This window comes from Streptomyces sp. NPDC050560, from assembly GCF_044457285.1.
Classification (GTDB): domain Bacteria; phylum Actinomycetota; class Actinomycetes; order Streptomycetales; family Streptomycetaceae; genus Streptomyces.
This window is the reverse complement of sequence record NZ_JBITGT010000003.1, coordinates 310,432-324,225: the sequence shown is the minus strand read 5'-3', so window position 1 is coordinate 324,225 and position 13,794 is coordinate 310,432. Positions and strand designations below refer to the sequence as shown.

Below are 13,794 nucleotides of genomic sequence, written 5' to 3'. Positions count from 1 at the left end.
CTCAGCGGCCCCGGGCGCCGGTCCTGACGAGGAGGGCCGCGGTGGCGGTGTCCTGGTCCTGATGGGCCCGCAGGGCGTCGAGTTCGGCGCGCCAGTCGGCCACCCAGAGCGTCGCCCTGCCTCCGCTGCGCACCAGTGCCAGCGCGAGCGCTCCCGCCGTCGGTGTCCCCCGCGCGCGAAGGAGCCTGGCCGACCTGAGCAGGGCGGCACGCGCGCGTGGGGAGTCGGCGCTGATGTAGTCGCCGCGGTGCGCGTCGACGGGAAACCGGGTGGGGTGGCCGTCGAGCAGGCGCAGCAGGCCGTCCCAGCGCTCCGTACGGCAGTGGCCGCGGCGGATGTCGTCGAGTGCCGTGCGCCAGGTGAGGTCGGCCGCGTCCGCGTGCAGCCCGACCCGGGTGAGCAGCGGGACGAGGCGGTCGGCGGCCCGCACCGCGGGCTGGGGCGTCTGGGCCCACCGTGACCGGACGCAGCCGTGCAGGCGGCGCAGCGCTTCGGCGCGTGCCTCTCCCGTGCCGTCCCGGGCCCGCCGGGCGAGTTCTTCGCAGAGCCGGGCAAGCGTGTCGGCGGCGGTCCGGCCCCGGAGCTGGTGGAGCCGGTCCACGGCGACGTCCCACACCGGCTCGGGGCGGTCCGCCGCCACCACGGCGGCGAGTGCGGCCGCCACCTCCTCGACCTCGTCGGTGTTCCACGCTTCGAGGGACCGGCACACGGCACGGCAGGTCTCGTCGCTGTGGCCGGGGAGCAGCGACGTCAGAAACCTGACGACGGCCGCCTCCTGGGCGGTGGAGCGCGCCGTGCCGGAACTGTGGACGAGCGCGTCGCGCACGGCGGGTTCGTCGGCCCGCTCGGACAACCGGGCGGCCACCTCGGGCCTGGCGACGGCCGGGAGGAGCGCCGTGGCGAGGGCGGCCCTGACGTCGCGGTGCTGACGTGGCGCGTCCCATGCGTCGAGGAGCGCGGCGCGGGCCGCGTCTCCGGGGATGGTTCCGAGCAGGCGTGCCGCCTCCTTGCGGCTGCCGACGGGGGTGTCGTCGGCGCGTGCGAGGGGGGCGAGCAGGCCGACGGCGTCCCGCGCGGGCAGATGGGCAAGCACCCGGCGCAGTGACCACATGGCGGCCCGTGCCTTGACGCCGCCGCCGCCCGCGTGCCGCAGCAGTGCCTCGACGGTGCCCGTGACGCGGCCGGGGGCGACGGCAGCGGGGACGGTGCCGAGCCTGGTCAGGGCCGCCGCGGCGACGGGGACGGGCGCCGCCTCGGCGAGCGCGGTCAGCGCGCCGGGGTCCTGTGTGGCCTCCGCCGCGTCGGTGCGCGCCCGTAGTGGCAGGGACTCGTCGGCCGCCACGCGCGCGTGAAGCTCGTCCCATCGCGCGCGTTGGGCGGGCAGCCACCGTCCCGGGGCTCCCGGTGGCACATGGAGTGCCCACGGGGTGGCGCGTGGCCGCAGCCGTCCCGTCGTACCGGCGGCCGCGGCGGCGATCACCCCGTCGACCAGGTCGGTCCTGCGGGTGGCGATGGTGCGCAGCACGAGCGGGACGCAGGCGAACGTGGTGTCGAGCGCGACGAGTTCGGCACAGCGCTGCTCACGGGTGCGGGCGGGCGCGGCCCAGCAGGCCGCGGCGCGGGCCGCGAGAGCGGCGTCGTCGTCGGTGACGGCGATCCTGCGGACCCGGGCGTCGAGCGCGGGCAGTTCGTGCAGCCGGGGGGCGAGCAGTTCGGCGAGGGCGACTTGGAGGTCGCCGCGGGCCGGAAGGCTCGGTTCCAGGGCGCTCCACAGGTCCCGTGCCGCGCGGGGGGACATGGCGAGCGGCCTGACAGGTCCCGTGTGCCGCGGGTCGGCGACGACCTCGGCAAGCAGGAGCGCGGCCCCGGCCGCGCGCCGGGGGTCGGGCCCTGTCGCGGACGCGGCGTGGAAGCGGCGCAGCAGGCGCTCGACGGCGGCGAAGCTGAGCCCGCCGGTGTCCCTGGCGCGGACCGTGGTGAGGGTGATCTCGCTCAGGAGGCCGGGTGGCAGGGTCGCGAGGAAGCGCGGGCCCGCCGCCGCCAGTTGGGCCAGGAAGGCGTGGCGTATCGGGTCCCTGTCGTGCCAGGCCCGTTCGCAGTCGCGTACCACGCGCGCGTACTGCGCGGGATCGCCGTCGAGTTCGGCGCAGGCGAGCAGCGCGGGCCAGGCCATCCCCCTGGTGTAGGCGTCGTGCGAGTCGGTGTGGCGGCGCAGGACGGTCTCGGCGTCGGCCAACGGCAGGGTGACGGCGAGCCGGGCGGCTCTCCGCGGATTGTCGAACCACGTCTGGGGCAGGGTGGCGGCGATGGCGGAGCGGTCCTCGCGCGAGAGGGCCGCGAAGGACGCCGGGGGAGGCACGGTGCGCCGGGACTCCCCCGGTGTCTGGGCGAGGGCGGCGCGGCGACGGCGCTGCGGCGGGAGGGCCATGAGGAGGGCGTCGGGGGCGGCGGGGCGGCACGGACGCCGGATGCTCGTCGCCGTCCTGATGTAGTGGGTCAGCTCCTCGACCTGGTCGTCGTCGGCGGCCGCGAGGGCGCGCCGGACGGCGGGCGGCAGTGGCCCGCTGGGGATACGCAGCCGGGGGCTGGCGGGCGGCGGCCCGGAGGCGCGCAGGATGCGCAGGGCGTCGTCGGGCCGCAGCAGCACGGAGCACATGGCCTGCGGGCCGAGCAGGTCGGGGACGTGTTCCAGCAGGGTCAGGGCGGCGTGCGGGTCGCGTGCGGCGACGGTGCCCGCGAGGGCTCGGCAGGTGCGCGCGAGCCGGTGTCCGGCGCCCGGTGCGCAGGCTCTGAAGCGTGCGGCGATGTGGGTGGCGACGGCCCGGGGGGCGGTGCGTGCCAGGGCGCTCAGCGCGGAGAACGGCGGGTCGAGGCGTGGCAGCCAGTCCCCGGCCGTGTCGGCGGGGCAGGCGGGGAGCAGGAGGACGGCGTCCGCGTCGCCGTGCTGCTGCCGGACGGCGGGCAGCAGGGCGGCGGCAAGCAGGGTTCTGCGGCTGAGCTTGAGCACGCGGTAGGTGTCGTGGCGTACGGCCCGGACGGGGTCCAGGGCGAGTTCCGTGAGGGCGCTGTCGGGTACGGGCAGCCGGATGGCCGCGGACAGGGCGCGTCGGCGCAGCAGGGGGTCGCGCAGGGCGCGGGTGACGGTGGCCAGATCGCGCCGGGACACGGCCATGAGCAGGGCGCGGTGGCGTTCCTCGGAGTCGCCCGCGTCGAGTGCCGTGTGCAGTTCGCGGTAGGCGTCGGGCGTGAGGGTGCGGGCGTGGCGGGCGAGGGCGGTGGTCCGCTGCGGGTAGGGCAGGGAGTCGAGGTGCGCGCCGAGCCGGTCGGCGGGCGACTGTGCGGAGGCCTCCGGTTCCCGGGGTTCTCCGGCCGGTGTCTGCGGGAATTCTTCTGGGCCCATCAGCGATCACCGTGGGATCGCGGGGCCTCCTTTCCGTTCATCATGGGCAGATCCTGCCCGGAGCGCGGGTGATCGCGCAACGGGCTTTCCGCACCGGGCGGCCCGCCGCGCGCCCCGGGCGGGCTTCGGTGCCCGTCCGGTCCCGGGGCCGCGGCGCTCCGGGACCGGACCTGGTCAGCGCCCGAGTTCCTTGCGCGATATGCGGCGCAGCCTGCGGCGCTGCCCCGAGTCGAGGGTCATGTAGGCAGCGGCGGGGACGCCGAGCACGATCAGCACCGCGGCCCACCACGGCAGCCAGATCAGCAGGATGAGCCCGACCGCCACGCCTCCCGCGGCGACCTTCGCCTTCTTCGACATGTACGTCGCCTCCTTCGCGGCTCGCGCCGCTCTCTGCTGTGAAAACGACCTCGGGTGCCGTGTGGTTCCATCCGGCGACCCTGATCCGTCCCTGAGGCCCTACCCCGGGTTTTCCCGGGGATGGGCGCAGGAGTCTCCTATGCCTCCCTCAGAGGCTCCCCGACGTGGTGCATGTGGCGCAACGCCTGGCGGTAGGAGTCGACGAGCCCCGTCTCGGTGTAGGTGATGCCGAGGTCGCGGCAGTGGGCGCGGACCAGGGGCTGGGCGAGCCTGAGGTGGGGGCGGGGCATGCTGGGGAAGAGGTGGTGTTCGACCTGGTAGTTCAGCCCGCCGAGGAACCAGTCCGTGACGAGTCCGCCGCGTATGTTGCGCGAGGTGAGGACCTGGCGGCGCAGGTGGCCCCAGGACTCGCCGTCCGGGTCGGGCATGTCCATGCCCTTGTGGTTGGGCGCGAAGGACATGCCGAGGTGGAGCCCGAAGAGCGCCTGGTGCAGCAGCAGGAACAGCACGGCCTTGCCCGGCGAGAGCGTGCCGAAGAGCAGCCAGAGATAGCCGTACGCGTGTGCGGCCAGCAGGACGCCTTCCGCGACGCGCTCGCGCGGCGACTGGCGGCGCAGGTCGCGCACGCTGCTGATCTTCAGTGCCAGCCCTTCGAGCAGGGTGAGCGGGAAGAACAGCCACGCCTGGTGGCGGGTGAGCCAGCCGCGGAAGCCGGTGCGCACCGCGGCCTGCCGCTGCGTGAACACGAGCACGTCGGCGACGACGTCCGGGTCCTTGTCGACGTGGTTGGGGTTGGCGTGGTGCCTGTTGTGCTTGTCGTTCCACCACGCGTAGCTCATGCCGAGCAGCAGGTTGCCGTGCAGGAGGCCGAGGACGCGCCCGGTGTCGCGGTTGCCGGTTATCTGCGCGTGGCCCGCGTCATGGCCGACGAAGGCGCTGCGCGCGCACAGCACGGCGAGCGGCACGGCGAGCAGCAGGGTCCACCAGGAGTCGCCGACGAGGACCATACCGGCGATGACGGCGCCGAGCAGCGCCGCGTTCACGGCGATGGTGCGGGCGTACCAGCCGGTGCGCCGCTCCAGCAGTCCCTGGCCTTTCACCGCCCGCAGCAAGGGGGCGAACTCGCTGCCGCGCGCCCCGGTGTCCTTGGTCGTGGGCGACGGTTCCGCCAGTGCGGCGGCGGCCTGGGACATGGTGGTCTCCGGTCTCTGGGAGGCGTCCTGACCTGATAGAACGTACGCAGCGTGACCGAGGGGCACCATGGCATTACCTCCCCTGTCCCGCGGAGCCGACCCCCCGGGAGGCAGGGGGGCTGACACCACCCCCGGCAGGGGGTGTGCCGGATGGCACGCCGGTCCCGAGCGCGTGGTGCAGCCCCCTGGCCCGCGGCGCGGCGGTGCGGGAGGCGAGTGTCCCTGCTCTGGTGATCCCCGTCCGCGACGCCCTGCCGGTTCTCACACGCGCGCGGATGGACGCCGGGCCCCATCCCGCGGCGGCGTTCCGGGGCGCCGCCGCGCTGCTGGCGCTACGGCTCGCGGCCGACGGGCTGCTGCTGCGAAGGACCACGACGCCTGGCGCTGTGCGCCGCTGGGAGCGCCCGAACTCGCCGCGGTGCGTGCCTCTCGGAGCTGTGGGCGATCCTGGACTGGACGACGCCGGGGCTGCTGCGCCGCCGCAAGAGCGCCCCGGGCATCGCGCCCGAGCTGCCGCCGAAGACGGAGCGCGACCTCGCGGTGGCGCTGACACCCGGGCAGGCGGGCCTGTACGTGGCGCTGGTCCGCGAGACCCTGGACGCGATCTCCGGGGCCTCCGGCTTCGCCCGCCGCGGTCTCGTCGTCAAGCTGCTGACGGGTCTCAAGCAGATCTGCAACCTTCTCCGAACTACGGTGCAGCCTGCTTGGTTTGCGCGAGAGACGAGCGAGACCGCCTTTCGCGCCAAGCCGTCCACGGCTAAGGTTTGGACGCAACGAGCCACCCACGAGGAGCCAAGACATGCCCGGTCGTCCGAGCACGCGTTGACGTTGTAGGCCCTGACCGGCCTGTCATCGCGTGCTGCCCTTGATGTTGCGGCACAGCGAGCCTTTCTCTGCCTGAACCGTCGGCGCACCTGTCACGCGCCGGGTGACGGGCCTCGTTGTCGGCAACCCAGGGGACCCTCGTGCCGTCCGCTTACTCCGCTGTATCCGATTCCGGTCGACCTGTTCCGTCAGGCCTGTGGCGGGACGCCGAATTCCGCAGACTCTGGATGGGCCAGACAGCCTCCCAACTCGGTGAACACACAAGTCTCGTGGTTCTGCCGCTCTTCGCCGTTCTGACGCTCCACGCCAGTGCCGGCCAGTTGGGCGTCCTTCGTGCGGTGGGGCAGGCGCCGATCCTGTTGCTCTCGCTCTTCGTGGGCGCGTGGGTGGACAGGTGGCGGACCCGCACGACGATGGTGCTCGCGGACACCGGCCGGGCCCTGGCCCTGGGCGCTGCCGCCGTGGCCAGCCTCCTCGGGGTGCTCGGCCTGCCGGCATTGCTCGTGACCGCCTTTGCCGTCGGGGCTCTGTCCGTGTTCTTCGACGTGGCATATCAGGCGTCTCTGGTACGACTGGTGAAGCGCGATCAATTGGTGCGGGGCAACAGTGCGCTTGAGGGCAGTCGGTCCGCGGCCCAGATCGGCGGTCCCGCCCTCGGCGGTGCGTTGGTGTCCCTGCTGTCGGCGTCGATCGCCGCCGCCTCCAGCGCGCTGTTCTTCGCGCTGTCGTTCCTGTCGATCCGGCGGATCCGGCGAACCGAATCGATCCCAGAGCGCCTGGAACGCCCACCGCGGGTCTGGCAGCGGATTCATGAGGGCCTGCGTTTCGTCGTCGGCGATACCGTGCTTCGGACCGTGTGCCTCGCCTCGGCCGCCTTCCAGTTCTCCTTCGCCGCCATGATGACCGTCTACCTCCTCTTCCTGCCGCGGGAACTGCACCTGCCGGGCACCGTCGTCGGGTTGGCGCTCGCGACAGCGGGACCTGGTGCGCTCCTGGGCTCGCTGCTGGCCGCCCGCCTGCCGAGCCGGTTCGGTTACGGCGCGGTGCTCGTGTCCGCGGCGGCGCTCGGCGACGGCGCGTTCCTGTGCGTGCCCGCGCTGCACGGCTCCTCTGCCCTGACGGTCCCCGTGCTCCTTGCGGCCAGCTTCGTGTTCGGGACGGGCGGCCAGTTGGTGAATGTCATGGTCATGGGGGTGCGGCAGGCCGTTACTCCGGACGCGATGCAGGGCCGCACGGCCGCGACGATCACGTTTATCGGCATGGGGTTGACCCCGCTCGGTTCTCTGGTCGGCGGATTCCTCACGGAGGAGTGGGGGCTACGCACCAGCCTGCTGCTGACGGCCGCGGGCATGATGTTGTCCCCGGTGGTGATGGCTTTGTCCCCGCTCGCACGCCTGGGACGGGAGCTGCCGGCCTCGCATGACGCGCCACCGACAGCCCAGGTCAGGGCGACTCCTGCGGCGTGACGACGGTGCTGGTGCGGGAAACGGCTTCCCGGAAGGTGGGAATTCCCAGGTCGGCAGCCTCCTGTTTCTGGGGCGATCTGCGCAGCGAGCTGGGCGAGCTTCTCCTCGGCGTGGGTGAGGCTGCTCTGCGGTCCTTCGACGTCGCCGAGCCGGCCTTCGCGTTCGGCTTCCAGGATCCGCTCTTGAAGGTTGTCGCGGATCTCGACCATCCGCGGCCGTTCCGTGGCGTGCACGATCAGGACGGGGCAGCGGACACAAGCATGTTCATGAGCACAATCGGTGCCATAGGCGCGCCCGCAGTCGCCCAGGGCCAGTTTGCGGCGCTCGAAGTGCCCGAGAAACTCGTCCCATTCCTCCGGCGTGACTGTGCGGTACTCCTCGACCGGCCTCAGGGCCCGGCGGCGGGCGATGAATGCCCGGTGGGCTTCGATGGCGTCCTTGGGGTAGATCGCGGCGTACCCCATCGTGGTCCCGATGTGGTCGTGACCAGCGATGACTTGCGCGATGGGGACGACAGGCCGTTGAGGATGGCGTCCGTGATGAAGATTCTGCGGAAGTCGTGCGGCTGGAACTTCAACGGCTTTCCGGTGCTGAAAAGGAACCGCTGATTGCCCTGGCCGTCCCGGGCCCTGCTTGAAAGACCGTCGGACCGCTGTGTCGAGCGCGGAACCGTGAATGTCTCCCCCAGAACCTCGAACGTCGAGCCAAGCGGGGCGGCGTTGAGCGCGTCGAGACGGGCTCGCGCCTCCTTGAGACGGCGATGGGCGACCTTGACGAGCATGGGCAGGACCGGCAGCCGGTCACGAGTGCGCAGTTCCTGAAGGAGGACGGGCGGGACGGCCGACCGCGCCTGGCCGGGCGCTCGGGAAAGTTGGAGCTGCTGGACGAACTGCTGGACAGGATCCTCGCGGAGGGCGCGGGGGTCCTGGTCTTCACCCAGTACGTGCGGATGGCGCGGCTGCTGGAGCAGCATCTGACGGCGCTGGAGGAATCCGCGCTGGACGGGAGCCAGTTGCGCGCGGGACGGCGGCTCGCGCGCGGGAGCGGTCGGCGCGGTGTCGGTGCGGCCCGGCCGGGTCACCGCGGTCGTACGGGAGCGCGGGCGGGAGGCGCACCGCTCCGAGGTGCTGCTGAGCCCGCTCGACGACGCGGACTGGGACCGCTCCCTGACGATGGCCGCGGAGCGTGCGGGCCATGTGGCGGCCCTCCTCGACCGGGACATGCCACCGCATCTGGTGGAGGACGCGCAGGCGGTGGGCGTGGACCTGCTGCCGGTGATCGGGGATCTGGAGCCTGAGTGCGGCTGCGGCTGCTGGGACCACTGCGCCCACACGGCGGCCCTGAGCTACCGGATGGCGCGCCTGCTCGACCGCGACCCGTTCGCGCTTCTGCTGATCCGCGGCAGGAGCGAGCGGGAGGTGCGCGACGGCCTGCGGGCCCGCACCGGAACACGGCCCTCCGCCCCGGACGGCGAGCGGTCCGGCCGGGAGGCGGCTCCGGCGGGGGCGGACGCGTACGCGCGTGCGTGCGAGCTGCCCGCCCCGCCGCCGCCTCCGCGACTGTCGCAGCGGCCCGCGGCGCCCCCGCCGCTCGACGACGCGGAAGACGACGCGGGAGAGGCGGCGAGGGGGCTCGACCCGGCGGCGCTGTCGTTCGTCGTCGGCCGGGCCGCCGCGGAGGCGCACCGGCTCCTGGCCGCCGCCCTCGGCCCCGGCCACCCCGACGCGCCGCCCGAAACCCCGCTGGGCGTCGGGCAGGACGCGGCACGGCTGGCCGCGGCGCTGCCGGACACCGCGCCTGCCCTCGGCAGACGTGCCGCGCTCCGGCTCGCGGAGGGCTCGGGCCGTACCGCGGGGAACTGCCGGACGCGGCGGCCGCCTGGCGGCTCGGGGGCGCCGCCGCGCTCGACGTGCTGGAGAACGCCTCGCGTCCCACGGCCGCCGTGGCCGCACGCGCGCGTACGGCGCTCGGCTCCGCGTGGGACGGGGACGAGCGCCCCGCGCTCACGGCGGACGCGAACCGCCGGACCACCGCGGACGGGACCGCCCAACTGCGGCTCGGCAGGGACGAGCGGTGGTGGCCCTTCCGCCGGGCGCACGGGAGCTGGGCGCCCGCGGGCCCACCGGAGCACGACCCGGCGGCGGCACTCGCGCGGGCGGCAGAGGGCGCATAACGCGCGTGGCGGGGCGTCGGCGGCCGTCCGCCGCCCCGCCACGGGGACGCCGGGTCAGTCCCGGGCGGCCAGCAGGTGGTCCATCGCCAACTGGTCGAGGCGCTCGAACGCCATGCCGCGCTCGGCGGCGGCGTCCGCGTCGAACTCCTCGTAGGCGCCGCGGTCCGCGAGCAGCCCGGCGAGGCCGTCCTCCGCGGTGGTCCGCGCCAGCTCGTCCAGCCTCGACGCGCGCAGCGCCTCCTGGACCTCGGGGTCGGCGCGGAAGGCGGCGGCGCGCTCCTTGAGGATGAGGTAGTTGCGCATGCACCCGGCGGCGGACGCCCACACGCCCGCGATGTCCTCGGTACGCGGCGGCTTGAAGTCGAAGTGCCGCGGGCCCTCGTAGCCGCCCCGCTCCAGCAGGTCCACGAGCCAGAACGCGGCGCGCAGGTCCCCGTTGCCGAAGCGCAGGTCCTGGTCGTACTTGATGCCGCTCTGGCCGTTGAGGTCGAGGTGGAACAGCTTGCCCGCCCACAGGGCCTGGGCGATGCCGTGCGGGAAGTTGAGGCCCGCCATCTGCTCGTGGCCGACCTCGGGGTTCACGCCGTACAGCTCGGGGCGCTCAAGGCGCTCGATGAAGGCGAGCGCGTGCCCGATCGTCGGCAGCAGGATGTCGCCGCGCGGCTCGTTGGGCTTGGGCTCGATCGCGAAGCGCAGGTCGTAGCCCTGCGACGTCACGTACTCGCCGAGCAGGTCGAACGCCTCCTTCATGCGGTCGAGGGCGTCGCGCACGTCCTTGGCGCCGCCGGACTCGGCGCCCTCCCGGCCGCCCCAGGCGACGTACGTGGTGGCGCCGAGTTCCACCGCGAGGTCGATGTTGCGGATGGTCTTGCGGAGCGCGAAGCGCCGCACGTCACGGTCGTTGGCGGTGAACCCGCCGTCCTTGAAGACGGGGTGCGTGAACAGGTTCGTGGTGGCCATGGGCACCTTCATGCCGGTGGCGTCGAGGGCCTCGCGGAAGCGCTTGACGTGGTTCTCCCGCTCGGCGTCCATCGAGCCGAAGGGGATCAGGTCGTCGTCGTGGAACGTGACGCCGTAGGCGCCGAGTTCCGACAGCCGCTTGACCGACTCGACGGGGTCGAGCGCCGGCCTGCTGGCGTCGCCGAAGGGGTCGCGGCCCTGCCAGCCGACGGTCCACAGACCGAAGGTGAACCTGTCCGCGGGGGTGGGCTGATAACTCATGACACGGCTCCTCGCTCGCTGCGCTATTTCGTCATGGCACTTTACAAATTAGTATGCACACGCAGCGCTGGGAAGAGTCGACAGCGGAACGGGCGCATCGGCCCGTTCCCCGGCCGCCGGGCCGGACAGGAGCAGCAGGGACGGAGTGCCGATGTCAGCAGCCGAGGGACCGCTCGTCGTCGGGGTGGACACCTCCACCCAGTCCACGAAGGCACTGGTCGTCGACGCCGCCACCGGCAGGGTGGTCGCGCAGGGCCAGGCGCCCCACACCGTCACCACGGGGGCGGGCCGGGAAAGCGATCCCGAGCAGTGGTGGACGGCGCTCGGGGAGGCCCTGCGCCAGTGCGGGACGGCCGCGGGGCAGGCGGCAGCGGTCGCCGTGGGCGGTCAGCAGCACGGCCTGGTCACCCTGGACGGCGGCGGCAGGCCCGTCAGGCCCGCGCTGCTCTGGAACGACGTGCGCTCGGCGCCCCAGGCCGAACGGCTCATCGAGGCCCTGGGCGGGCCCGAGGCGTGGGCGCGGCGGTTCGGCAGCGTCCCGGGGCCCTCCTTCACCGTCACCAAGTGGGCCTGGCTGGCGGAGCACGAGCCGGAGGCGGCCCGGGCGACCGCGGCCGTCCGCCTCCCCCACGACTATCTGACCGAGCGGCTCACCGGCGAGGGCACCACCGACCGCGGGGACGCGTCGGGCACCGGCTGGTGGGCGACCGAGACCGAGTCGTACGACGAGGCGATGCTCGACCGGGTGGGCCTCGACGCCGCGCTGCTGCCGAGGGTGGTCGGCCCGGGCGAGGTCGCGGGCACGGTGCGGGCGGACGGCGAGCTGCCGTTCGCGAAGGGCACACTGGTCGCGCCCGGGACCGGTGACAACGCCGCCGCGGCCCTGGGCCTCGGGCTGACGCCTGGCACCCCGGTCCTCAGCCTGGGCACCTCGGGCACGGTCTACGCGGTCTCCCGCAGGCGCCCCGCCGACCCGACGGGGATCGTGGCGGGCTTCGCGGACGCCAGGGGCGACTGGCTGCCGCTGGCCTGCACGCTCAACTGCACGCTGGCCGTCGACCGGATCGCCGCCCTCCTCGGCCGCGACCGCGAGGCGGTGGAGCAGGGCGGCGCCGCCACGCTGCTGCCGTATCTCGACGGGGAGCGCACACCCGCGCTGCCCGGCGCGTCCGGCCTGGTGCACGGGCTGCGCCACGACACCACGGCGGGGCAGCTCCTCCAGGCCGCGTACGACGGCGCGGTGCACGCGCTGCTGAGCGCCCTCGACTCGGTGCTTGACGCGGACGCCGACCGCTCCACTCCCCTGCTGCTGATCGGCGGGGGCGCCCGTGGCCGGGCCTGGCAGCAGACGGTGCTACGGCTCTCCGGCAGGCCGGTGCGCGTGCCTGAGGCCAAGGAGCTGGTGGCCCTGGGCGCCGCGGCGCAGGCCGCGGGGGTGCTCACGGGCGAGGACGCGGGGGCCGTGGCACGCCGCTGGGGCACGGCCGAGGGGCCGCTGCTCGACGCGGTGGCGCGGGACGGTGCGGCCATGGAGCGGATCTCCGGCGTGCTCAAGGACGCGGGGGGCCTGCTGGGCCGGACCCCGGGCGCCCGGTGACCGCGCGGTCCGCGGCGCCGCGCGGCGGGCGGACGGGCCGATGAGCGAGCCTCTGCCCGCCAGGCGGACCGGCACCCCCGACACCCAGCAGGGCATGCGGCGGCGCAACCTCTCCCGGGTGATGCACACCATCGCCGCCGACGGGCCGATGTCACGGGCCGCCGCGGCCTCGCGCATCGGGCTGACCAGGGCGGCGGTCTCCACGCTCGTGGACGAGCTGGTCAGGGCCGGGCTGCTGCGGGAACTCGGCCCCGAGCGCCCCGGCCGTGTGGGGCGTCCCGGTTCGGCGCTGGCGGTGAGCGAGCGCGGGCCCGCCGGTGTCGGCGCCGAGATCGGCGTCGACCACCTCGCGGTCTGCGTGGTGGACCTGCGCGGCGAGGTGCGGGCCAGGGCCGAGCGCCGGGTCCGCAACCGGGGCCGGGCCCCGGAGCCGGTGACGGCGGATCTGAACGCGCTGGTACGGCGGGCGGTGGCGGAGGCGGAGGGCGGGGGCCTGCGGCCGGCCGGGCTCACCGTCGCGGTACCAGGTCTTGTGGCCCGCGACAACCGCACCGTGGTCAGGGCGCCCAACCTGGACTGGCACGGCCGCGACCTCGTGGCGCTGCTGGGCGGTGCCCTGCCGGTGACGGTGGAGAACGAGGCCAATCTCGGCGCGCTCGCCGAACTCTGGCTCGGGGACGCGGAACCCGGTGACTTCGTCCATGTGTCCGCGGAGATCGGCATCGGCGCCGCGGTGGTGGTCGACGGGCGGCTGCTGCGCGGCGAACGCGGCTTCGCGGGTGAGTTCGGCCATGTGCCGGTGCACCCGGAGGGGCCGCCCTGCGGCTGCGGCGGACACGGCTGCCTCGAACAGTACGCGGGCGAGGAGGCGGTGCTGCGGGCGGCCGGTATCGGCCGGGGCGAGGGCGGGGTGGAGCTGCTGGCGGAGCGGGCCGGCGCGGGCGAGAGCGCGGCGGTGGCGGCGCTGCGCGGGGCGGGGACCGCGATGGGGGTGGCGCTGGCCGGGACGGTCAACCTGCTCGACCCCCGGTCGGTGGTCCTCGGCGGGGCGCTCTCCCGCCTGGCCCCCTGGCTGCTGCCCGCCCTTGAGGAGGAGCTGGAGCGGCGGGTGGCGAGCCCGGCGCGTGGCATCGAGGTCTCCCGGCTGGGCCCGGAGGGACCGCTGCTCGGCGCGGCGCACTCGGTGGTTCGGGCGGTGCTCGACGACCCGGCGGCGGTGTACGCCGACGTCTGACTTCCACTCATACCCCCGTACGGGTGACGAAGTTATCCACATCGGCTCCGTTGTCCCCAGATCCTCCCGGGGCTCTTCCGGCTCGACCGTCTCGCCTCGTACCGTGGTCGGCGTGGGGATGTCCGCCGGGCCGACACCGGCGGGACACCGTCCCCGCGGGAACGGGGGATCACCATGCCGGGACACAGCAGTGCCAGCTTGCGCGCGAGAGCCGGGACGAGCGCGGCGTACGGACCGCGGCCGAGGGCCTTCGCCGCTGCCCTGACCGCCGAGGGGCCCGTGGGCGCACGGGAGAGACCCGTGCGCCGGATCGCCCCGGCGTGCGGAG

General features: G+C 74.4%; 9 protein-coding genes and 1 pseudogene. 6 read left to right on the top strand and 4 right to left on the bottom strand.

Annotation, left to right across the window (positions count from 1 at the left end; genetic code table 11):
* Position 1: 1 nt before the first annotated feature.
* From ACIBIW_RS08870 to ACIBIW_RS08860, 3 genes are all read right to left on the bottom strand, one after another.
* On the bottom strand, positions 2–3,400 hold the full coding sequence (locus ACIBIW_RS08870; RefSeq protein ID WP_399333531.1) for a hypothetical protein: 3,399 nt from the start codon (positions 3,398–3,400) through the stop codon (positions 2–4).
* Positions 3,401–3,574: 174 nt separating this feature from the next.
* Positions 3,575–3,757 (bottom strand): hypothetical protein, encoded by a 183-nt coding sequence (locus tag ACIBIW_RS08865; RefSeq protein ID WP_399333529.1) that lies wholly within the window; start codon positions 3,755–3,757, stop codon positions 3,575–3,577.
* Between the two features lie 137 nt (positions 3,758–3,894).
* Positions 3,895–4,950 carry a fatty acid desaturase family protein gene (locus ACIBIW_RS08860; protein WP_399333527.1) on the bottom strand — a complete coding sequence of 352 codons (1,056 nt, stop codon included), beginning with the start codon at positions 4,948–4,950 and terminating at the stop codon, positions 3,895–3,897.
* A gap of 426 nt (positions 4,951–5,376) precedes the next feature.
* Here ACIBIW_RS08860 and ACIBIW_RS08855 point away from each other — a divergent pair.
* From ACIBIW_RS08855 to ACIBIW_RS08840, 4 genes and pseudogenes are all read left to right on the top strand, one after another.
* Positions 5,377–5,670: pseudogene (locus tag ACIBIW_RS08855) on the top strand (ATP-dependent helicase); the annotation flags it as partial.
* Positions 5,671–5,915: 245 nt separating this feature from the next.
* Entirely contained in the window at positions 5,916–7,241 is a 1,326-nt protein-coding gene (locus ACIBIW_RS08850; RefSeq protein WP_399333525.1) for an MFS transporter, read from the top strand.
* Positions 7,238–7,849 (top strand): hypothetical protein, encoded by a 612-nt coding sequence (locus tag ACIBIW_RS08845; protein WP_399333523.1) that lies wholly within the window; start codon positions 7,238–7,240, stop codon positions 7,847–7,849. The genes ACIBIW_RS08850 and ACIBIW_RS08845 overlap by 4 nt, the downstream gene beginning before the upstream one ends.
* 447 nt (positions 7,850–8,296) lie before the next feature.
* Positions 8,297–9,568 (top strand): hypothetical protein, encoded by a 1,272-nt coding sequence (locus tag ACIBIW_RS08840; protein WP_399334030.1) that lies wholly within the window; start codon positions 8,297–8,299, stop codon positions 9,566–9,568.
* Here ACIBIW_RS08840 and xylA read toward each other — a convergent pair.
* Positions 9,469–10,635 (bottom strand): xylose isomerase, encoded by a 1,167-nt coding sequence (gene xylA / locus ACIBIW_RS08835; RefSeq protein ID WP_399333521.1) that lies wholly within the window; start codon positions 10,633–10,635, stop codon positions 9,469–9,471. The genes ACIBIW_RS08840 and xylA overlap by 100 nt on opposite strands.
* A 151-nt stretch (positions 10,636–10,786) precedes the next feature.
* Between xylA and xylB the strand changes: the two genes are divergently transcribed.
* Together xylB and ACIBIW_RS08825 are read left to right on the top strand one after the other, a co-directional pair.
* Entirely contained in the window at positions 10,787–12,232 is a 1,446-nt protein-coding gene (gene xylB, locus ACIBIW_RS08830; protein WP_399333519.1) for a xylulokinase, read from the top strand.
* Between the two features lie 40 nt (positions 12,233–12,272).
* A complete protein-coding gene (locus tag ACIBIW_RS08825) occupies positions 12,273–13,466 on the top strand; it encodes an ROK family protein (protein WP_399333517.1) in 1,194 nt (397 codons plus the stop codon).
* Positions 13,467–13,794 lie beyond the last annotated feature (328 nt).

Bases quoted from the DNA above. Each gene is read 5' to 3' on its own strand.
- ACIBIW_RS08825 (WP_399333517.1), top strand. From the start codon at position 12,273: ATGAGCGAGCCTCTGCCCGCCAGGCGGACCGGCACCCCCGACACCCAG.
- ACIBIW_RS08870 (WP_399333531.1), bottom strand. From the start codon at position 3,400: ATGGGCCCAGAAGAATTCCCGCAGACACCGGCCGGAGAACCCCGGGAA.
- xylA (WP_399333521.1), bottom strand. From the start codon at position 10,635: ATGAGTTATCAGCCCACCCCCGCGGACAGGTTCACCTTCGGTCTGTGG.
- xylB (WP_399333519.1), top strand. From the start codon at position 10,787: ATGTCAGCAGCCGAGGGACCGCTCGTCGTCGGGGTGGACACCTCCACC.
- ACIBIW_RS08865 (WP_399333529.1), bottom strand. From the start codon at position 3,757: ATGTCGAAGAAGGCGAAGGTCGCCGCGGGAGGCGTGGCGGTCGGGCTC.
- ACIBIW_RS08860 (WP_399333527.1), bottom strand. From the start codon at position 4,950: ATGTCCCAGGCCGCCGCCGCACTGGCGGAACCGTCGCCCACGACCAAG.